Annotated in this window: 18 protein-coding genes and 2 pseudogenes; 13 read left to right on the top strand and 7 right to left on the bottom strand. The window is 47.3% G+C overall.

Annotated elements, in window-relative coordinates; all coding sequences use genetic code 11:
• Window positions 1-74: 74 nt before the first annotated feature.
• Window positions 75-1,082, bottom strand: a complete 1,008-nt coding sequence (locus IY568_RS18785) for a hypothetical protein (RefSeq protein ID WP_194868387.1) — start codon at window positions 1,080-1,082, stop codon at window positions 75-77.
• A gap of 182 nt (window positions 1,083-1,264) precedes the next feature.
• On the opposite strand from IY568_RS18785, the gene IY568_RS18790 reads away from it, so the two are divergent.
• The 6 genes from IY568_RS18790 to IY568_RS18815 all read left to right on the top strand — a co-directional run bounded on the left by IY568_RS18790 (window position 1,265) and on the right by IY568_RS18815 (window position 6,975).
• Window positions 1,265-1,537, top strand: a complete 273-nt coding sequence (locus IY568_RS18790; protein ID WP_194868388.1) for a hypothetical protein — start codon at window positions 1,265-1,267, stop codon at window positions 1,535-1,537.
• Window positions 1,538-1,716: 179 nt separating this feature from the next.
• On the top strand, window positions 1,717-3,273 hold the full coding sequence (locus tag IY568_RS18795) for a DDE-type integrase/transposase/recombinase (protein ID WP_194868389.1): 1,557 nt from the start codon (window positions 1,717-1,719) through the stop codon (window positions 3,271-3,273).
• Window positions 3,266-4,006, top strand: coding sequence for an IS21-like element helper ATPase IstB (gene istB, locus IY568_RS18800; RefSeq protein WP_194868390.1), 741 nt, complete (start codon window positions 3,266-3,268; stop codon window positions 4,004-4,006). The genes IY568_RS18795 and istB overlap by 8 nt, the downstream gene beginning before the upstream one ends.
• On the top strand, window positions 3,999-4,517 hold the full coding sequence (locus IY568_RS18805; protein WP_194868391.1) for a hypothetical protein: 519 nt from the start codon (window positions 3,999-4,001) through the stop codon (window positions 4,515-4,517). The genes istB and IY568_RS18805 overlap by 8 nt, the downstream gene beginning before the upstream one ends.
• Window positions 4,501-5,496 (top strand): tyrosine-type recombinase/integrase, encoded by a 996-nt coding sequence (locus IY568_RS18810; RefSeq protein WP_194868392.1) that lies wholly within the window; start codon window positions 4,501-4,503, stop codon window positions 5,494-5,496. Before IY568_RS18805 ends, IY568_RS18810 begins: the two co-directional genes overlap by 17 nt.
• Window positions 5,497-5,619: 123 nt before the next feature.
• Entirely contained in the window at window positions 5,620-6,975 is a 1,356-nt protein-coding gene (locus IY568_RS18815; protein WP_194868393.1) for a Fic family protein, read from the top strand.
• Window positions 6,976-7,020: 45 nt separating this feature from the next.
• On the opposite strand, the gene IY568_RS18820 is transcribed toward IY568_RS18815, so the two are convergent.
• Window positions 7,021-7,179: an acetyltransferase gene (locus IY568_RS18820; RefSeq protein WP_194868394.1), complete on the bottom strand. Its 159-nt coding sequence runs from the start codon at window positions 7,177-7,179 to the stop codon at window positions 7,021-7,023.
• Between the two features lie 358 nt (window positions 7,180-7,537).
• Here IY568_RS18820 and IY568_RS18825 point away from each other — a divergent pair, with 358 nt between their 5' ends.
• The gene (locus IY568_RS18825) at window positions 7,538-8,527 is read left to right on the top strand and encodes a hypothetical protein (RefSeq protein ID WP_228553456.1); all 990 of its coding nucleotides are present in this window, start codon (window positions 7,538-7,540) and stop codon (window positions 8,525-8,527) included.
• A gap of 1 nt (window position 8,528) precedes the next feature.
• On the top strand, window positions 8,529-8,930 hold the full coding sequence (locus tag IY568_RS18830) for a hypothetical protein (RefSeq protein ID WP_194868396.1): 402 nt from the start codon (window positions 8,529-8,531) through the stop codon (window positions 8,928-8,930).
• 354 nt (window positions 8,931-9,284) lie between these two features.
• Here IY568_RS18830 and IY568_RS18835 read toward each other — a convergent pair whose 3' ends face one another.
• Entirely contained in the window at window positions 9,285-10,229 is a 945-nt protein-coding gene (locus IY568_RS18835) for a hypothetical protein (protein WP_194868397.1), read from the bottom strand.
• Window positions 10,230-10,337: 108 nt separating this feature from the next.
• On the opposite strand from IY568_RS18835, the pseudogene IY568_RS18840 reads away from it, so the two are divergent.
• A pseudogene (locus IY568_RS18840) lies at window positions 10,338-10,616 on the top strand (transposase); the annotation flags it as partial.
• A 291-nt stretch (window positions 10,617-10,907) separates the two neighbouring features.
• Here IY568_RS18840 and IY568_RS18845 read toward each other — a convergent pair.
• Window positions 10,908-11,213, bottom strand: coding sequence for a hypothetical protein (locus IY568_RS18845; RefSeq protein WP_194868398.1), 306 nt, complete (start codon window positions 11,211-11,213; stop codon window positions 10,908-10,910).
• Window positions 11,214-11,349: 136 nt separating this feature from the next.
• Between IY568_RS18845 and IY568_RS18850 the strand changes: the two genes are divergently transcribed.
• Window positions 11,350-11,607: a DUF1289 domain-containing protein gene (locus IY568_RS18850; RefSeq protein ID WP_138538680.1), complete on the top strand. Its 258-nt coding sequence runs from the start codon at window positions 11,350-11,352 to the stop codon at window positions 11,605-11,607.
• Here the strand turns inward: IY568_RS18850 and IY568_RS18855 are convergent.
• Window positions 11,604-12,287 (bottom strand): substrate-binding periplasmic protein, encoded by a 684-nt coding sequence (locus tag IY568_RS18855; RefSeq protein ID WP_194868399.1) that lies wholly within the window; start codon window positions 12,285-12,287, stop codon window positions 11,604-11,606. The genes IY568_RS18850 and IY568_RS18855 overlap by 4 nt on opposite strands.
• A 156-nt stretch (window positions 12,288-12,443) precedes the next feature.
• On the opposite strand from IY568_RS18855, the gene IY568_RS18860 reads away from it, so the two are divergent.
• Genes IY568_RS18860 through IY568_RS18870 form a run of 3 tightly spaced genes read left to right on the top strand, consistent with a single transcriptional unit; the run spans window position 12,444 to window position 17,544 of the window.
• Window positions 12,444-12,647, top strand: a complete 204-nt coding sequence (locus IY568_RS18860; RefSeq protein WP_010387258.1) for a DUF3283 family protein — start codon at window positions 12,444-12,446, stop codon at window positions 12,645-12,647.
• 2 nt (window positions 12,648-12,649) lie between these two features.
• On the top strand, window positions 12,650-13,072 hold the full coding sequence (locus IY568_RS18865; protein WP_194868400.1) for a GNAT family N-acetyltransferase: 423 nt from the start codon (window positions 12,650-12,652) through the stop codon (window positions 13,070-13,072).
• An 8-nt stretch (window positions 13,073-13,080) separates the two neighbouring features.
• Window positions 13,081-17,544 (top strand): EAL domain-containing protein, encoded by a 4,464-nt coding sequence (locus IY568_RS18870; protein ID WP_194868401.1) that lies wholly within the window; start codon window positions 13,081-13,083, stop codon window positions 17,542-17,544.
• 33 nt (window positions 17,545-17,577) lie between these two features.
• Here the strand turns inward: IY568_RS18870 and IY568_RS18875 are convergent, their stop codons facing one another.
• Both IY568_RS18875 and IY568_RS18880 read right to left on the bottom strand, forming a co-directional pair.
• Window positions 17,578-18,525, bottom strand: a complete 948-nt coding sequence (locus IY568_RS18875; RefSeq protein ID WP_125563583.1) for an ion transporter — start codon at window positions 18,523-18,525, stop codon at window positions 17,578-17,580.
• 39 nt (window positions 18,526-18,564) lie between these two features.
• Window positions 18,565-21,239, bottom strand: a pseudogene (locus IY568_RS18880) (bifunctional acetate--CoA ligase family protein/GNAT family N-acetyltransferase).
• Between the last annotated feature and the right edge of the window lie 108 nt (window positions 21,240-21,347).

Consider the following 21,347-nt stretch of genomic DNA (forward strand, 5'->3'; position numbering starts at 1 on the left):
TGGTCGTATCCATTGACCTCGTGGTCCGCAGGGAGTGTGATATACAATTGTATATATCGGTTTAAGCGACCAGGTTAGCCGGGGTTGCGTAACCAGGTGGGCGGTGGTCTTCGACCACTTCGGTCAAGTGTGAGGACCATCTTATAGTTCACTCGTGTTATGCAAAACCTGGGAGGGAGCGGCATCTGGCAATGCTTGGGGCGGAGTGTGTTCAGTTGCTCACACAGCCACCATAGCCCTTTACCGTCATTGGTTACAGTGTATCTTTCATCTGTCGCAATATTTCTAACTTCTGCATCGATTTGATTTCTGTCTGATTCAAAAAATAGCTCGGCAAACTTAAAATAACTCTGGTCTTCTATGAGCATAAAGGCAGAATCAAATATTGATTCTGTGACCCTTAGCTTTCCTAAAAGGTTTTCAAAATGATACCCTTTAAAGTAGTGTGCTGTATTTTGTTCAAATAATTGAGTCAGATATTTATTTTTTTTTATAACATCCCAAAGCGCATCTCTGTGTTTAAAAAAAGGTGCGTTCATGGATAAAATGCATACTTGTAGTTTTAATTTCTCAGCTAAAATATGGGAGGCACCTTTCGATTTTATGTGAGTGGGACAGCGAAGCAAAAAAAGCAGGTATATTAGCCATGTTTCACTGTCGATACGTTTAAATAGTTTGAGCTGTTTTATGCTGATTGGTTTGGCAACAGGATTATTGCAAGATGATTCATCTTCCAGTAAGTATCGCAAGATATTAACAGGAAGAATCCGATAAAAGTGCCTAATTTCTTCCTGGCTTAGCTCTGCCGGATCCAGGAGGCGCCAGAGTGGAGAGTGGAAGAAACGCTCACAGAAATCAAAGTCGCGAGGATGGCATAGTCTTTGGCGAGTTCTTAGTGATGGACTATTTTTCGCGCTGCTTAGCCGGTTTGCGGTACTGCTCGATTTGGCTTTAGATGATGCGTTTTTGTCTAACAGGCAGTCAATACTCTTGGGGGTATCGTCCGCATTCTGCAAGCCCAGTGCCAATGTTCGCCAACAGTCGTTCCTGAGGTGGGTAATTTGCTTGTTCGGTATTTTCACGTGTTTATTCCACTCATATTTGAATCTTTGAAACTTATCTCATAAATATCAGATAGTTGAATTTTTCATATTTTCAAAATTTCTGTCATTTTTTTATTTCATTTGATAGTAGACAAACTGGGGTGACAGGCTATGTTTCGAACAGTGAGGTAAAAAATTGGGGACTCTAGAAGGTCGATACAATGAGCGAACAGCAATCTTTAGAAGTAGAAAGTACGTCACAACTGAACATAGAGTTGAGTTTACTGGAGTGGTTTGGGCTGTTGATACCTGATAGTGAACTATGGCGCATTCTTAAACATGAAAATGTGGAGGCATTTCATACCGCGAGAAGACAAGGCTGTTTACCTGTTGGGGTCTTTCGTATACGAGGTCAGCGTGAATATTTTGCATTTTCAAGTGACGTAGCCAAATGGCTAGCTTCAGAGATAGGAGGACGAACAACTGAAAAATAGAACTTAACGTAGTGGGCACATAAAGCGAAAAAGCCAAAGCTGCAACTTTGGCTCTCTCTGGAACTGTCGAATTTTACGGTCCGACTTCTACAGTAAAGCTTGAAACCTGAACACTGTCAAGTATGAAATCCTGGCAGGTTCCGGGCGTGTGCCTTGTTTGCTAAAAACAGGAGGCACTTATGTATTTAAAGCCAGATCAACTTCGAGAAATCTCCTGGGTTTGTGAAGTTAAGCCGGGGTGTAGTCATCGGGAAGGCGCGCAGCGTGCTCAATGCTCGCACCAGTCTTTTGGGAGGATGAAAAAGGTCGTTGAAGCGAAGGCGCTGTCCTATGCCTACGTCGACTCAATCAGTGACACAAAGTTATTGTCTGTTTTTTATCCCAATCTTATCACCCGCCAGCAAAATCAGAAGCGCTTGCCCAATAAAGACAGGATCATAGAGACCCGGATCCGAAGGAAGGGTAAAAGGCGGATCACCTGGATCGCTTTGTTTTTAGAGTACGAATCGGCCGATCCCAGCACGGCATATCGACTCACACAGTTTAAGCACCTGGCAAGGCAAATGATCAAAGAGTATCAGGCCTCTATGAAGCAGTACTATGAACCTGGCGAGTGCCTGTTTATTGACTATGCCGGGCTAACCGTGCCGATGAAAGAGAATGGCCAGACTGAGCGTCTGTATGTATTCGTTGCTGTTCTGGGTTACTCCAAGCGGCTATTTGCATTCGCCACCCGCGGCATGACTACCAGAGACTGGCTCTATGCGCTAAAACAAGCGTTGGCGTATTTTGGTGGTGTCACTGAAGTGATCCACAGCGACAACGCCACAGCTCTGGTGAAACAGCCCGGATTAATACCTATTTATAGGGACGAAACCCAGCACTTTTTCAGGCATTACAAGTGCCTTGGAGATACATCTCGAGTTGCTACATCACAGGACAATGCCGTGGGTGAAAATGGCGTAAAAATAGTCACCTACAGTATTTTGAATCGGATGCAGGATATTCTGTTTACGACATTGCCTGCGGTTAATTCGCATATACGCAGGGAAATTGACAAGTTAAACTCGAATCGGCTGCAGGGATGTGACTTCAGCCGAGACGATGTATTTTATGCAGAAGAGCAGCAGTCATTAGCACCATTACCAGCTCACGCTTTTAGATATTTGTGTCATAAGCAGGTGCTGACAGTACCTGCAACTTACTTGGTGCCTTACCTGCATCATCACTACTCAGTCCCCTATAAGTTTATTGGTAAACCAGTAGAAATACGGGTCTATGATGACGACATGATTGACATTCAGCACAACCATGAGCGTATCGCGCAGCACAGGATCAGTGATGAGCATAACGGCGTGACGATATTGGCTGAGCATATGCCAGCTGAGCACCGCGAAGATGCAAAAAGGACGAAGGAGTCATTTGTAGCCTGGGGTGAGGAACAAGGAAAAGCAGCGGCTGAGTTGATGGCGCGGCAATATGATCTGACCAGAAATACCCGCTCCAGGCATGTTGGCAAGCGCTGCATAGCGTTACAGAAGTGCTGTGCAAAAGCTGGCACAGATGTTTTTGAGTTGGCATGTGCCTATGCTCTGGAAAAACAGCAGTACCACCCGACCTACGTGGAAATGGTCACTCGTGCGCGCCCCTGGGAGCTGCCGCAAAGTAATTCGCCGGACGTGCAGCATGGCAACATTCGCGGTCCGGAGTATTTTGGAGGGTCAGGTCATGAATAAAAAAAGGTTGCTTGAGCTCTGTGAGGAGCTGAAATATCACGCATTCAGTCAGGAACTGGAGCGACAATTTCAGCTCACCACTTACGATGACATGCCGTTTATTGAACGGCTCGAAGCGCTGCTGCTTAGTCAGCTAGATGACAATAAAACCCGGGCACGCATGCGAATGAAAAAGCAGGCCCAACTGCGTTGGCCTGACGCCTGTCTGGCCGATTCACTTAAAATGCATCAGGAGGTCAGGCCCTTACTTGCGGAGGTCTTAATGGAGTTTGATTGGGTGAACGGCAAGGAAAATGTGATCATTACAGGTAAAACGGGTACTGGCAAAACACACCTGGCCTGCGCAATCAGTAATGGGGCCATAGAAAGTGGCATCACAGTAAAGTTTAAACGCTTCTACGACCTACTGTTGGAGCTGGTTGCTGCTGAAAATGAGCAAACCCTCAATCGCTTCAGAGCGAAACTTAATCGAGTGAAAATACTGGTGTTGGATGACTGGGGGCTGGCTCCTTTGTCTGAACGTGAGCGCCATTTGTTGTTCGAGTTTATCGAATCCCGGGAATGTCAGGCCTCGTTGATTATCACATCGCAATATGATGTGTCTGACTGGCATAGTGCGTTCCAGGATCAGACACTGGCCGATTCAGTCCTGGATCGTATTGTTTCGTATGCACATGTGATCAGACTGGAAGGAGATTCTGCCAGGCAGCGAAAAGGAGGCCGTCATGAATAATATGACTCAGCCTGAACATATTCGGCAATTTGATCTGCAAATTCGTACGCAAACGCTGCCTTTACTCTGTGAACATTACAGGCTTTCTTTTCGGGCGTCTGCACGGGCAAAACACTATGTGCGGGAGCAACTTGGCGAGGCGTGTAGCCTGCCCGGGCAAATATTACTGGGGTTTGCAGATCGTACCTTGGGCAATCTCCTTCCAACGCCCCGCAGTGCAGAAGGGCAGCTGGTGCGTGGTGTTCTAAAACGGTTGGGCATCATCAGACCCAGTGGCCATGAAGTGTTGAGCGGGTGCGTCATCGTCTTTCTACAACAGGCCGAACAGTTACATGCGATATACGGTGAGCGCATTGGCAGAAGGCGCAAAGGTGCGTTTCAGAGGTTGTGGATACCCCTGTCGCATGAAAACCTAAGCCAACCACTACCTGAGGGATTTAAGCCTGTATATGAGCTGGCGATGTGCCTGAGCCAATTCCAGCGGGAGGTGCAAGATGAACCCTCGAATTAACAGCGCCACACGACAGCTACTTGATCGTAACGATCAGTACAGGATGGCCGATGGGTTGTCGCTGATGACCATTGACAAGCAGCGCAATAATCATGAGCTGTTCTTTGCCTGGCTGCACGCTCAGGGCATTGAAAGTGCGGAGCAGGTAACGAAAGCTTGTTTCGAGCAATACAAGGTCTACTTGTGTCGTCATATTAGCCCGAAAACACATGCACAGCTGAATGCCACAACGCGACGAAAACGTGCAGCAGACATTCGCACACTCTTCAAAGAGCTGGCCTATACGGGGCTCATTACTGAAGATCCTCTGGTGAGCGCCAGAATACCTAAGGCACCACGGCCCGTCGTGACCGCCTTTCTGAGCGAAGAAGAAATTGAATGGTTAATGTATCAGACCCGGCCATACGGCCTCACCGGCTTGTGCGATAGAGCCATTTTGGAGTGTTACTACGGCACTGCTGCACGACGTATGGAAGCAGGAAAGTTGCAGTTACAGGACGTACGGACTGACTCAGACAAATGCGCCATACTGGTCAGGAAAGGCAAAGGTGGTAAAGGTCGCTACACCCCTTTGTATCCCAGAACGGTATCCTGGCTGAACGCTTATCTGAACTTTGCCAGACCAAAACTGGCGAAACTGAATTCGGGTACTCACTTCTTTTTGGATAACCAGGGAAAACCATTTAATGCGTCACAGCTAAGCAGGCTGGTAAAAAAGTATCTGCTGATGGCGGGTCTTGACGTTGGGGCTGCCTGCAATGTACTCCGGCATTCGGCCGCCACTCACTTGCTACAGCACGGCGCGGATGTGCGGTGTATTCAGGAGTACCTCGGACATGCCGACATTTCAACAACTCAGGTCTATCTGACCGTTACTCAGGTGCAATTAAGGGAAACGCTGAGCCGATGCCACCCGGCGGCCAGGTCGCAGGCAGTGGCAGGCAGTAAGCTACATGACTATGTCAGGGAAGATGTGTAGTTGAGATCGTGAGGTTTATGGACATTAACAGGAATTTATATCTCAATTTGTGATATTTTTGAGACATATCTTTTATCTTTATAATATACTTATCTCAAAATCCAGGTATTTTGAGATAAGTATATGATTAAGCATCCACCGCAATTGACTCACACTGATCCACTAACCTGGATCACTGAGCATGCCCCTAATGAGCTCTCCCGTTATTTTGATCACGCCTCCGTGGTTGATGACAAGGGGCGCTATCTGCACTACGACGAATTACGGTTTCGTCTGCCAAAAGGGCTGGAACTGGACATTGCCTGGAGCCTTATCAAGAAAGCCAGAAGCAAACAGCTGAGCCCAGTATTGCCTTTGGATGAACCCGAGCGTCAGGCCCGTTTCTATCTGACACCGACCATGCAGAAGGCAATCTCAGAAGCTGACAGGCATGCAACCAGCGCCTCACTCGAGTACATGTGCAGTAAAGTAGGCGAAGAAAAACACTTTGAATATCTGCTTAATGACCTGATCGAGGATGAAGCCATTAGTAGCAGCCAACTGGAAGGGGCTGCTACCACAACAAAAGTGGCCAAAGATCTGCTCAAGCGAGCAAGAAAGCCAAGGACGCCAGACGAGAAAATGATCATTGGCAATTTTAAAATGATGCAATTCGCCTGGCAAAACCGCCACAAACGGTTGTCCATTGACCTTATTCAGTCCATGCACCAAATCGGTGTGGAGTCGATTGATGATGAAAAATACCACCCCGGCGCGTTCAGGCAGACAGATGATGTTGAAGTGGCTGATGCTGAGGGCAACACGGTACACACCCCACCGCCAGCCAACCGAATTCACGAGCGGCTGGAGCAGTTTATTGCCTGGGTAAATCAGGACCATCAGGATGTCGAAAGCAGTCACTACCTGCACCCGCTTATTAAAGCAATCGTTATGCACTTTGTGATTGGCTTTGAGCACCCATTCCGGGATGGAAATGGCCGTGTAGCGCGCTCATTATTTTACTGGTACATGTTCAAAAATGACTATGCGGCATTCAGGTATATAGCCATCAGCGTGCTACTAAAAGCAGCCCCTATCCAATATGGAAAAAGCTACTTATACACTGAAACGGATGACCTTGATCTAACCTACTTCATTGACTACCAGTGCAAAATTGTAGGTCGTGCGATTGGCGAATTTAAGCATGCCTATGAGAATAACCTGAGAGAGTCTGAAGCGTTCACCCGCTGGCTATGGGACTCGGGCCTGTTCAGTAAGCTCAGTGACAAACAAAAAACGCTGTTTATGGTGGCAAAAAGCGGTAAGGCCAAGCAGTTTACAGCGGTCAATGTGAAAGAAAACCTGGGCTGCTCATACAATACCGCACGAGATGCCTTAAACGGCCTGGTTGAGCTGAACTTGTTTGAAAAAGAAAAAGCAGGCAAGGAGTGGGTATTCACGATGCGCAGCAAAACAGCAATTATTGAGAGCTGGGGGTAAAGCAGTAACCAAGAATGGCCAAATATAGCTACGGGCCATTTTTACCTACAAGGTGGTGAGTTTAGCCAAAGTTTTAGCCTGACGAAGTTTGATAAGGTTGGTTTCAGATCTAACGATTTGCCTGCCTTTACTGGTACTCAGATCTAAATCGGACTTCACCTTGATGGCTGGCCTGTGTACCAGTTTTACACCGTAATCTTTCATGTTACACCTCTAGAATAGCCAGCTTTCCTGACTTGAATACAAGCAATAAGTTTTTATACGCTTTTAGGAAAGCATGGTGAGCTATGATACCGCATTGAGGGTTTCAGGCACCAAAATAATCATAGAACAAATAAAGAGAGCTGATTGAGAGGGATCCAAGATCACATTCGCCCATATGAATGGTCGGATCTACGATGCAGATACAGGGCGGTTTATGCAGGCGGATCCGTTTGTTCAGGCGCCGAGTAACATCCAGAGTTACAACGCGTACAGCTATGTACTGAACAACCCACTTAGTCGGACTGATCCAAGTGGTTATATCAGCATTGGCAAGATTCTGGACCCAGCACTCAGGCCAATGATCAAGTTATCGTCAAAGATAATTGGTCCTACGCTTACGAACATTATCGGCAACATTGCATTTTATAAGGCGGGTGGTCCTTTGGGCTCCGCTTACTGGAGTTACAACTTTACCCGCGCGATGGGCGGTTCTTCATCACAGGCATTCAAAGCTGGGGCGATTGCAGCTGTTTCCGCAGAAGCCTTCAACCAGATAGGCCGTGCTTTTGATGGCACAGGTGGTGCTTTCTGGAAAACCGGTGGTATTGGTCATGTTGCTACTCATGCACTTACGGGCGGGATCATATCCGAACTGCAGGGCGGTAAATTTGGTCATGGTTTCTGGAGTGCGGGATTAACGAAAGGACTGAATATAAATGGTATTGTGGGGACTCAACAGGGAGCCGGTTGGGATGCTGTCCGTATCGCTGTGGCCGCAGTGGTGGGTGGTACAGTATCGAAAGTTACTGGTGGTAAGTTTTCCAATGGTGCAACTACGGCGGCGTTTGCTCAGGCATTTAATGGTAATGAGCAAGCTAAAAGAGTTGAGGCTCAGAAAAAACGATATAAATTATATCTAGTGGCTAGGAAATCTGCTTTGTTTAATGGTGAAGGCGTAGGGCATGCATTTATTGGAGGTATATCTCCAGGTGGAACAAAAGAGGCTTGGGGGTTTTGGCCAGGATCTGAAGATGCTTATGAGTCTTTTGTTTATGGAGCTGGTGAAGGAGTTGTTAAAAGCGACTTAGAAGAGTTTAATAAAGCGCTAGATGGTAATGGTAATTATCAATTACTCGAACTAAGTGTTGATCAGGGTCAGTATGAGCAAGCAATTTACACAATGGCCTCGTTTAACACACCAAATATTGATTATGGTTTACTGAGTGTAAATTGTACCAGTGCAGCTGTATATTCAATAATTCAATCTGGGGCTGTGGGGAGTGGTGTTAAATATTGGGGGAGCTTCATACCTGATGATCTTTATATGAGAATAGCTTTAGGAAATTGATATGAAAATAGCTTTTTTATTTATTGTACTTTTAACTTTTACTTCAATATATCAGAACTTTGGTATTCCATTAGAAGTTGAATGTTCATCTGTGCCAGATAAATATGTGGTTCTCAGACTGGATACTGAAAGTGGCGGTTATTTTTCTAAATTTTTTAAATTTACTAGAGTGGAGTTTCAGCCTTCTGGGGTGAAGCTTGAGCAAGGAATTCATACGAAGTTCTTTGCATCACGTTATGATATGGAAGTGAATTTCACCACTATTCCTGAAATGGGTAGAGAGTTGCTTTCAGTCCAGGTAGGTGACGAAATTTATGACCTTGGGGTGATATCAAATCAATGTTCACACTCAATAAGGGTATTGATGGAAAGTTTCAAAGTTTCAAGGGTATATATGTGGTAGTTGCGTGGACACCCACCTAAGGGGTTACATGGACACCCACCCAAAATCGTAGGCATTTCAGTCTGGATTTTTGGGTGGGTTATGTGGTGGACGCTTCTAAATCGGCGTTAATGCGCCCCCCTGATTAATAATAATTTAGGGTGACACCCATTCAAAATCGGCGCTCAGTGAGCGCCTTTTTTCTGTGCAACCACGCCAGCGCGGTGTGCAGTAAAAATAAGCACGGGCAAGCACTGTTGACCAGCGGAGGGTGCATTTGCGGCCAGTCCCACCAAGTGGTGGCACTGTACAAACTGAGTAATCATGCTGATTTGAACTGATCTCTGCTACTGGATTCACTGAGTCCTGGTCGAGTCAGGAAAGGTAGTCAGACATGCGGTTGAGGATTTTTTCGAGATATGGAGTTGTACCCAATTTATAGTCATGCATATCTTTTAGGTCTACATTAAGCTCTCCAGCGAGTGAATGGTCAATGGATTTTAAAAAGGCCATTTTATGGTGATATGTGTCCTCAATTAATCCGATTTCGAGGGCTAGCTGCAACCAATAGTGATAGCACTGAATCGCTCCATCAAAATCGATGGCTTGTTTGGAGTAAAACCCCATTGGGACCGGGTAAAAACTCTCATTATCTGATTCGTCTGCACCCAGCCAATCTGAAATGCGATAATACAAGTCTGCCGTAATGGGTGAAAGGGGCAATGTCATTGCCATTCGCATAAACATTTTTGTTGCTGCTATCTGTTCAGTACAAAGAGATGCGTATTCGGTATCGTGGACTTTCTCGTAAGTCAAAATAAGCAAGTAAGTGAGTGCATCCAGACTATCCTGCTCACTAAGTGCATGAACTGTTTTTCCATAAGGGTGCTTGCGTTTTATATTTCCGCTGGTTGTACGGGCAATACACTTAGAGGATATGTCCGGTGGCAATGACAGCAAAATCGAGTTAATGTTTGCTTCAGTATAAGGTGTATCTAAAAGTTGCCAGATAGGATGGCAAATAGTTGAGTACATTAAGTCAATTTCGATGTGCAACTGTTCTTGCAATTTCTGCTCAATGTTGCGAACAACGCCTTCTCGCCCGATCACTTCTCCGTCACGCTTTTTATAAAACAGCTTATTTAGGTTGTACTTTTGGGTTAGAGCACTTTTCGAGCCGTCTTCTGCATACAGTAGCTTTTTGGTCACCTGGTAAGGGTTTTTTGAATCAGTGATGTTTTGAACAAAAGAAGCAAAGTAACGAGTCGCCAGGTTTTTACTTGGTGGAGAAAGTCGCTTGTAATCATAAAAATTGAACATAAAAAGTTTTGCACTTTAGTAGTTACATGGACAGCCACCTAAAACTGGCGTACGGAATGTACGCCGTCTACCTTTAGGTGATACTCAATGGATTGAGGATGACAAATTATGCCAACTGCAAGGAAGAAGCAGGTCAGCTTATCAGACACTAAGTACTACCACTGCATATCCCGGTGTGTTCGCCGGGCATTTCTGTGCGGCGAAGACCGCGTAACGGGCAAGTCTTATGAACATCGGCGAGACTGGGTTGAGGAAAAATTGCTGACCCTTGCTAGGGTGTTTTGTATTGATGTGTGTGGCTATGCCGTTATGAGCAATCATACGCACGTTGTGTTGTATGTGGATGATAAGAAAGCGCAAAGGATATCAGACAAGAGGTTAACGGTGCTGTCCAATGTGTTTATTAAACAGCACCGGAAAATTACAAAGACACCCACCCAAAATCGTAGATATTCAATTCGGATTTTTGGGTGGGTGATGAGATAGACGCTTCGAAATCGGCGTTAGTGCGCCGCGGTTGAATAGACAGCTACCTAAAATTGGCGTACGTGAGGTATGCCGTCTACCTTTAGGTAATGCTCAATGGATTGAGGGTGCTAGATTATGCCAATGAAGAAACAGGCCAGCTTATCAGCTACCAAGCACTATTAATGTAGCCTTGCTAAACTTGAACAGGCATTAATTCTCATACATGGCATTCACCATACAAGTGGCCTCATCTATCTGCAGTGAAACACTTTTACCTTTCGCTTTGGCGGACAATAGTAATGAAAATTCCTCGTTAAACGAGGTTCTGTTTCTATTCAGGCAAAACCGATTAGGCCAGGTTGGATAGCATGTACATTCGGTCTTTGTTGAGCCTTCCATACCAATTGATATTGTTTTGCCATCATAGCCTATTGCTATCATTTCAATCTTGCCACTGTGCCAGTCAGCGTAAGCAAAACATGGCAAAAGTATGAATAAGTAAAACCATTTTTTCATGTATGGTGTCTCCTTAGGGCCACACAGTTATAGATAATTAATTTTAGTCTATATTATACTCAATTAAATGTTGGTAAGCCGCGATCTGAGCATCAATTTGGCCATAGTACCGGATAAAGAGTAACCAGTGAAGCATATGGAACAGATTGAGATTTTCGAGATCCCCAGCCCTTGCCGGGGTATTTGTGAGGTGAATAATCGGGGGTATTGCAAAGGGTGTTTTCGCAGTCGCGAAGAGCGCTTTCATTGGCATGCGCTGAGTGATCAGCAAAAGCGTAAGGTGATTGAGCTATGCGCGCAACGCCAAAAGCGTGTGATGGCCGCGAAGAAGCGTAGCGCAGAAGCCGAGCCGACGGACGCTCAACAGCAAGGGAATCAGGAAGACCTGTTTTAAATCTGGTACTTGGCTTTGAGCATAGCCACAGTGCCCTTTTTTGCCAAGTCATGTAATGCCTCTTCAAGGCGCGGGATTAGGGCTTTGTGCTTTATGTGTAAATAGTGATAAGTATCAATGGTTAGCAGCGTATCAATTTTAAATGTCTCCAGATCCATATCCGCCAGATGCTCTCGCAAGTGAAAGTCAACCACCAACGCTGCCTGTACTTTTCCCTGGGTAACCAGATTGAGTTGAGTGATATTGTTTTTTACCTCGATTAGCTGGCCATTAAAAGGCGTGCTATCCAGATACTGGTTTGATACCAGGTAACCGCTTTGAATGACCAGCGAGTCGAGCTGCTCAAAGGTACAACTTAAACAGCGGCTGAGTAACTGCAAGTTAAAAGTATACAAGGGAAAGCGTACTTGGAGTAAATTAGGGTAGGCCTGGGTCACGCCATGGATCCGCCCGAGTTGCCCGTCCAGAGCGCCATTATTGGCTGCGATAAGGGCGCTTTGGCGATTAAAATCAACGACCTCTAACTTATAACCAAGCTGCTGATAAGCGGTTTGCAATAACTCAATCACGTATCTCGCCTGAGGGGTGTCCGCTGGGCGATTAAAGTACAGTGTGCGGTTATCGGTTGCGACGCTGTGCGCGCTCAGGCAGCATAACAATAACAAACTAAAAATTCGCAATGGTTCTCCCTATAAAAATCGACCCACTTATTTTAGCTGTGGGGCTGCGGCACAAAGTAGCACGTCGGTAACATGCGTTGAGCGTGTACATGAACGGATACACCTTAGCGTAATTATGATACACTTTTTACAGAGATTGCTGTAACCAAATTTACTATGAGCTATAACCTGTGTAATTTATCGAGACAAGATAAATATCAAATTCAATTAGAGTACGAAGCGTCTTTTTGGGCTTATCAAATCAAACGCGGTAAGAATAGCCGTGAGGCCATTTATGATGCAATCAATCAGCGCCCCCTGTCAGAGCAGGCGATGTTGAAAGAAAAATTTGAGTTTTATCTGGGGCTGATGCTGGCATAGCCATGAAAGTAGTTGCTCAGGTATTACCGGCCATTCAAACACCCCTGGTGAATAAGTTTTATCAAGCCCACAAAGCCAGGGGTAAAGCGACGCGTCAGGATCAGAACTGGGTGCTTAAAGGCCCTGATATTGTTGCAGCGTGCAGAGTGCAGCACGTTACAGGGCATTGTTTTTTGTCTACCGTATTGGTTGCACCTGAGCAACGAGGCAAGGGGTTTGCAAAAGTTCTTTTGCATGCCGTGTTGGGGCAACAACAGGTTCCTTTGTACACCTTTGCTTATCGTCATTTGAGTGGGTTTTACGCAGGTCTGGGCTTTGCGGCGATTGACCCATTGGCGCTGCCTCAGGGACTGGCAGACAAGTATCATACCTATGTTGCACAAGGTCGGCAGATCTTGGCAATGCAATGTATTAACCCTGAGTAGAATCGACTATGTTGCGAATAATCCTCAGCTTTATCCTCGTTGTGCTCTCTTCTCTATCTTTGGCGCAGGTATCTCGTTTGTCTCCAGCAGAGGGCTTGTCGCAAAGCTATGTAAATACGCTATTAGTTGATGATAATGGGTACCTTTGGTTGGCAACCGAAGGCGGCCTGAATCGCTACGACGGATATCAGGTGTTAGAGGTCGGGGGGCCAAATCAGGACCTGAACAAAATGCAGATCGACCGCATTTATCAGGACGAAAATGGCATCATCTGGATAGCGTCGGGGCGCGCAGGCTTGTTTAGTTATGACCCCGAGAAAGATAGCTATCGTCGTTACACATCAGCACCGGAATCTGAAGAAGATTACTTTAAAAACAGTGTATTTCAAATGCTCAGCAAGAGTAAGCATGAGCTTTGGCTGGGCAGAGCACAAAATGTCGCGGTGATGGATACGCGTACAGGGAGCATCACTCAAGAGATAGTTTTGCCTGTTGAAGATCGTCAAATGGCAGTGCGCGGCTTACTCAAACATGGCAACCTATTGTTCATAGCATCCGCTGAACGCCTGTTTGTGTATAACACAGATACCGAACAGTTGCGTGCCATTACCCACCGCGATCAGATCACTCACCCTTTTCAGACCAATACCAAATCAATGTATCTGCTCGATGACGACACCTTGATTTTAGGGGCTGTAATTGGTATGTATCAGCTGGATATCAGTGCATTACGCCGTGACTTTGACGCCGAAGTGCCTTACCAAACCTTGATTGAAGAGCTCAATATTTGGCAAATTGAGCGTAATGGTACGCAGTTGTTACTGGGGACAGATCATGGTCTGATGCACTATGACATCGCCACTGGTGCAGTTCATCGTGATACAAGACTGGCCAGCAGCCATTATGCGGTTTCAGACAGCAGTGTTATTTACTTCATTCGGGATGATTTTGGTGGCATTTGGATCGCAACCAAAAAAGACGGCGCTTTTTACTTACCAGCCGAGTCGCAGGGGTTTGATAATGTACACCCGGGATCTGTACAAGGGCGCTTTTCGAAAGGCACGGTATGGGGCCTGGTCGAATACGATGGCTTTATCTGGGCTGGGACACGAGATGGACTGACCCGCTACGACCCACAAACCCGAACTTCCGAACAGTATTTAGCAGGCTTTTTGGGGGATGGTTTTTATCCCGAGTTTACTATCTTTGGTTTACTGAACTATCAGGACAAGTTATGGCTGAGCAGTAACCGTGGGCTGTTTATTTTCGAGCCTGAATCTGAGCAAATTTATCGGCCTCAGGCACAGGATGACACTGCCACAGGCGTGTTGTCCGGATTTGTCAAAGGGGCAGTGATTGTAGGGGATGGTCAGCTTTATCTGGTTGATGAAAAAACCGGGTTTTATGTGTTTGATATCAATGCTGGCACGCTCTCGAAATTGGGCGAAGAATTCGACCGGTTTGATCCTTTTCTGAGCTATGGTTTTTACAAGCCATTGAGTACACATCCTCAGGACCCAGTTTTTTACAGTGAAGGACGGTTGTTCCGGTATGACACGCAGGCACACCAGCTGGTAGAGATATACCAGGTGCCTAAAGCACATAAGCAAAGCGCGGTCGATTTGCTGAGCTATACCATAGATAAGCATAATGTGCTGTGGTTGTCGTTTGCCAGGCATGGTCTGGTGAGGCTTACCGCAGATGGTTACGAGTTGTTGCCTATGCCTAATGAGCAGCATACTGTCACCAATAATATCTTGTATGAAATGGTGCAAGATGATGTCGGCATGATCTGGATGTCGTCTCACCAGGGGATCTGGCGGCTGGACCCGGATAACTTTCATCTGCAGGGCTTCACTACGGCTGATGGCCTGATGAGCAATGAGTTTAACGGCGGGGCGTCAGTCAAGCTGTCGGATGGTCGCATTGGTTATGGCTCGCTACAGGGCTTTACGCTATTCGACCCCAAGGCGCATCGCCCGGCTAAATCCTTGCTAAATCGTGTCAATATCACTGATGTTGATCTGATGTCTCGGGATCTTCTGCCATCCGGGCTCAAGTCATTTTCTTACATCGAACTGAACCATGATGATATCGGGTTGGAAGTGTCGTTTTCGGCCATGGCGTTTACGCTGCAAGAGCGTATCGTTTATGAATATCAGCTCTCGGGTGAGCAGCGCATTCTGAGCCGTAATAGTAACCGGGTGGTTTTTCCTAAATTAAGCCCCGGCAATTATCGCCTCAAAGTGTGGGCGAAGGATCCCCTGACGGGAGATTATACCCCACCTGCTCAATTAGAGATTGTGGTGCATTACCCTATCTGGCGTGCGCCCTGGGCACTGTTTTGCTATGTCTTGCTGGCCGCCGCTTTATTCGCTTTTTGGGTGCACCGGAAAAATAAAGTGGCGGGTATGATCCTGGCTGCCCACCGTGAAACACAAAACAGTGAAACGCGCCTGAAGATGGCTCTGGAGGGCAGTAATTCGGGTGTCTGGGATTGGCAGTCTGGAAGCCAGTTTGTTTACCAGCCGCGGCTCGTGAGCGACCTGGGTTACAGCAATGAGAGCCTGGTATTGGATGAATATTTGGAGTTGATCCACCCACAGGATCGTGCCCTGTTCCGGATTGAGTGGCTGGAGTTTGTTTCAACCGAAAAAGGTTTTATTGACTGTACTTATCGTTTACGTCATGTCAATGGTCAATGGCGTTGGTACAAGGACTACGGGAAAGTAATGGCATGGCAGGATGGGGTGCCTGTGCAGGTTGCCGGGACGTATACCAACCTGACCCGGGAGCGGGTGTTCGAAGAGCGGGCAACTCTGTTTGGTGCGGCGTTTGAGCAAACTCGTGACTGGGTCATGATCTTTGACAAGCATTTGCGCATTCTTGCTTGCAACAAAGCACTGCAAAGTGCCTTCTCTGTTAGTGCCGCGCCTTCATCCAGTACCAGCGTCACTTTGGGTCTGGAGCGCGATATCAGGATGAAGTATCTGCGTGCGATCAGCAAACTAAAAGTCGATGACTTATATGTTGCCGAAGAAACTTTGCGACTGCCCAGCGGCGAAAAGCGTCAGGTACTGTTAAAAATCAGTGCGACGGAAGATAAGCATTATATTTTGGTGCTCACCGATATCACCAAGCAAAAGCGCACAGAGAAAGAACTCTATCAACTGGCTAACTATGATGCGTTGACTAAGCTGCCAAATAAAGTGTTATTCATGGATCGCGTACAGCATGCGATAGAGCAGGCGCATTTATCACGCCAACCTCTGGCGATTATCGCGATTAAGTTCAGTCGCTTGCAAAGGTTCGCGGATACCTATGGCAACGACTTCCTTGCGTTGGTTACGCAAAAGCTCGCAACCAACTTGCAGTGTTGTTTTCGGGAAGTGGATAGCCTGGCCATCGGTAACGAGCGGGATTTCTATATTCTGATGGAGCAGCTAACGGGCGTGGAACAGGTAATGCGGTATATTCATTGCCTGCTTGAGCGATTTGAAAAAGGGTTTGAGATTGAGCTGCAACAGGTGCATGTGAAAGCGAAGCTGGGAATTGCAATGTTCCCGGATGATGCCAGTGACGCCTTTGACCTCAATCAGGCCGCAGAGACAGCTCTCAATCATGCCAGACAGTCTCTGGTGACAGATTATCAATTCTATCACAGTGAGATCAATGAGCAGGTTCAGCGTGCTCTGGCTATTGAACAGGCGCTGTTAAAAGCTTATCAGGAAGAAGCGTTTCGTAATCATTATCAGCCCATTATTAATGCGACTCATATGTCGGTAGAAGGTTTTGAAGTCCTGCTACGCTGGCCACAAACGCCCAGTTATAGCATCGAGGAGCTCGCCCATACCGCAGAGCAGACGGGGATCATTACCCGGGTTATGTTGCAAACACTGGAGAGGGCACTGGTCGACCTGAAAGAGTGGCACACAACCCATCCAGATCTGTATATCTCGGTTAACTTATCGGCACTGGATTTTCAGTACGAAGAATTACTGGTCCGGATCACCGATATTCTGGCACGTAATGGTGTGGATGGTCGCCATCTGGTATTCGAAATCACCGAGTCAGTGATGATGGCAGATGCCGAGCAGGCAATTGTGCGTATGCATGAGCTCAGGGCGCTGGGCTGCCGACTTTATATGGATGACTTTGGGACTGGCTATTCATCACTGACATACCTTAAACAATATCCAGTCGATGCGCTTAAAATTGATCGCAGTTTTGTCAGCGACATTGGCTGCGACAAGGAACACGAAGTGATCATTCACTCCACCTTATCGCTTGCACACAGTCTGGGTAAGTATTGTGTTGCTGAAGGCGTAGAGCAAATGGAGCAGCTGTCTTTTCTGAGAATGCTTGGGTGCGAACGCTTCCAGGGCTATTTGTTCAGTAAAGCGCTGCCTGCGAGCGAAGCTGGAGCACTATTAAGGCGTAACTGGCATCAGGTATTTGCGCGCGCCAGCTAGTGACAGGCCTGCGTGATGCAGGCCTTTGTTTTGCTATAGCTTGCCGCCACAATGACGACAATAGTGGTTGTGTACGCGCTGGCTGGTCATCATTTTTATGGCCTGATTGGCTTCCGTTGCACTGAGCCCCAGTTCAATTCTGAGGGCTTCGAGATGTTCTTTTTCTTGCTCATCGACGACCCCATCGCTCAGTGAGTGCAGCACGGCTTCATTGAAGGCATCGCGACGTTTTCTCAGTTGGTCGGCAAAGCTGGACGCCAGCAGACCCGTAGGGATAGCGACCATTCCCATACTCAGTAAGGTGATCACTCCGCCAAAAAATCGCCCCAAAGGCGTGATGGGCACCACATCACCATATCCTACCGTGGTTAGTGTGGCCATTGCCCACCACATGGCTGCCGGTATCGAGCCAAATTTATCGGGCTGCACGTCATGTTCAATGAGATAGATGCCACACGACGCCACAATCAACACCAGTGACATAATAAAGAAAGCCGCCAGCAATGAACTGCTCTCTTCTCTGAATGCTGCTAACAATAGCTGCATTGCGCGCGAGTAGCGGGTCAGTTTGAAGATACGCAGCAAACGGAATACCCGTAAAAAACGCAGGTCAAAAGTGAAGAACACCATGAGTAACGTGGGGAGAATAGCCAGTAAATCGATAATGGCCAGTGGCGAGAACACATAACGCATACGTTTTTTCGTGTTGTTACCTGGCGTATGTTTAAATTCCAGTTTATCAACGCAGCACCACAGCCTGAGCAAGTACTCAATGGTGAAAATCGCCACCGACGTGACTTCGATGAAAAAGAACAGCCTGTGATAACGCGTAGCAAGCGCTGGCACAGACTCCAGTACTATGGCGATGACGTTGATAATGATGAGCGAGATCAGAAAGACATCAATGGCATGTCCGGCTTTCCTGAATCGCCCGCTGGCTTCCAGTAGCCCGGCGGTTTTTTGTCTGAGTGTCAGATCCATAGTTATCTTGTTAACCTTGCTATTAAGGGTTGTGCCGCGTTATTGTGCTGTGAGTGGCATTTTCATCACCACAGTGCCTTCTTCAAAGTCTCGGGTCACCGTGAATCCGAGCTTTTTCGCCAGCCCTATCATACCGGTGTTTTCTGGTAAGGTGATCCCTTCAATACACCCGACGCGTTGACGTTTACAGTAGTCGATAGCCGCTTCCATCAGTAGTTTGCCCAGGCCAAGGCCCTGGCAATCTGAACGCACGACCACAGCAAATTCGGCGAGTAAATTGTCTGGATCCATCAGCACCCGTGAAACACCCAGTGTCCGTTGTGCACTTTTATAGGGCTCGGTAATGATAAATGCCATTTCGCGGTCATAATCGATTTGCGTCATTTTAGCCAATTGCTCATGAGTAAACTGTGGCAATTCTCCGAAAAAGCGTCGGTATCTGTCTTCTTTACTCAGGGACTGGTCAAATTCCTGATGGTTGCGTTCATCCTCGGGGCGGATTGGCCTTAGCTGTGCCTGGGTGCCATTTTTCAGGGTAACCGATCGCTCCCATTCTTTTGGATAGGGTTTAATGGCTAATCGCTTGCGTCCTGGGAGCGGCTCGTAGCGTTGTAAAGCAATATTGGCATCGAGGATCAAAAAGTGCCCATCGGTCGCCAAAATGGGATTCAATTCTACAGCCTGAATGTCTGGCTGATCCACCACTAACTGGGAGACGCGGGTGAGCAGCGCGCAGAGACGATACTTATCTACTTCTCCGGTAACAGGCGCTCTTTCAGGACACCTTTATCATACGCTGCGGCTATCAGGTATTTAGCCAGGTTCATGTTTAATGGGGGTAGGGCAACGGCCGCCTGATTGAAGTTAAATCCGGTGCCAGCTTCACCAAGTAATATAACCGGTCCTACATCGGGCTCGGTTTTGACTGCAATACGTAATTCCTGACTGCCTGCCCTGGGCGCCATTTTTTGCAAAGAGAACCCTTCAATAATAGCGTCTGGGTAGGCTTGTTTGATACGCAGGAGTATAGCAAAAGCACTTTGTTCTACTTCATCGCCATCATTTAGGTTGAGCACCACGCCGCCGACCTCAGATTTTGACGGGATAGACGGGCTGATCAATTTGAGTGCGACAGGAAAACCGAGTATTTGTGCCTGCTCTTTGGCTTCACTGGGAGTCAGTGCTATGTCGGTATCTATGCATTCCATGCCGTAATGGCAGAGGATCTGGCTGGCCTGGTGGGTCGATAATTGCGTGAGTGATTGATCAAGATAGCTGTCAATCTGCGCTTTTGCACTGTGGCTGTGGATCAGTTCATCCTGACTGATGGATTCCGGGGTTTGCGTTAGGTGCTTCTGGTTACGCCGGTAGCTGATCAGGTGCATAAAAGCCCCGACGGCGCCCTCTGGTGTGCGGTACGTCGGAATGCTGTGCTCGGCGCAGACATCACGGGCCTCCCAGGCAGCTTCCTCTCCCATAAAGTTGGTCATCACAAAGGGGCGAGCCATTTTAGGTAACGTACTCAGGGTTTGCGCTATGATCTGGGCATACGCTTCACTGGGGGCCAGGGCAGATGGCGTATGAATGATGAGTAAGTTCTTCACTTCTTCCGCTTTGAGTAAAATCTCCAGTGCCTGCTGATAGCGGTGAGGCGCTGAGTCGCCGAAAATATCAACCGGGTTTGCAGTGTGATTTGACTGTGGGATCACGGCATTGAGTGCAGCGATGGTTTTGTCACTGAGCTCGGCGAGTTTGCCGCTGCGTTGTAACAAGGTATCTACGGCCATAATACCTGGGCCACCGCCATTGGTGAGTATAGTGAGGTGCTCAACTTGTAATAGCTTAGGGTGCAGCGCCAGCGTTTGTGTAGCTGCAAATAGTTCTCGCAGATCGGTAACCCTAAGCATACCTGCGCGCTGGAACATGGCATCGTACACTGCATCGTCTGAGGTTGACCCGCCTGTATGGATCACAGCTGCCTCAGCACCTGCCTGAGTACGGCCGGTTTTGATAGCTATGACGGGCTTACTAAATGCGGCAGCTCTTGCTGCGGAGATAAAGCGACGTACATCTTTGATGTTATCGATATACAGCAAAATTGCTTTCGTTTTGGCATCCCGACCGAATAGATCCAGTAATTCGTCGAAGTCGATATCCAAGCTGTCGCCCAGAGAGATAAAATAGGAAAACCCGATGTGTTTGCTTTTTGCCCAGTCCAGTATGGTGGAGCAGACCGCGGCAGATTGGGAGATAAAGGCCAGTTTGCCTGCATCAGCGGTGGTATGAGAAAAACTGGCGTTTAGCCCCAGGTGAGGGAGTAGCATACCCAGGCTGTTGGAGCCTAGCAGTGTGATTTGCTTGTCTCTGGCAAGTGTCTGTAAGCGTTGTTTTTGCTCGTTGTCGAGCCCCGCAGCCACAACAATGGCATTTTTACACCCGCGCTCCGATAGCTCGGTTAAAATCTGTATTAGTGTCGCCTTATTGGTGCAGATAACGGCCAGATCAGGTACCTGAGGGAGATCGGCAATGGTTGGGTAGGCCAATACCCCCTGAACGGCAGCGTATTTTGGTGTAACAGGCATAATGGGGCCCTTAAACCCGCCGTGCAGCAAATTGCGCATCACCACGTTCCCGGCTCGGCCCGGGTTGCTGGAGGCACCAATAACGGCCACCGAGCGGGGGTTAAAAAACTGGTTGATCCGCTTTATACTCATACTAACTCCTTGACTTGCCGGACTAAGGGCGGTTAACAGCTAAATACTAATCGCTTTAGCTGCAGGTTGCGAGTCAAAGCAGGAGTTGTTTTGATCTCAGTACAGTTT

This window comes from Pseudoalteromonas sp. PPB1 (genome assembly GCF_015356275.1).
In the GTDB taxonomy this organism is placed as follows: domain Bacteria; phylum Pseudomonadota; class Gammaproteobacteria; order Enterobacterales; family Alteromonadaceae; genus Pseudoalteromonas; species Pseudoalteromonas rubra_D.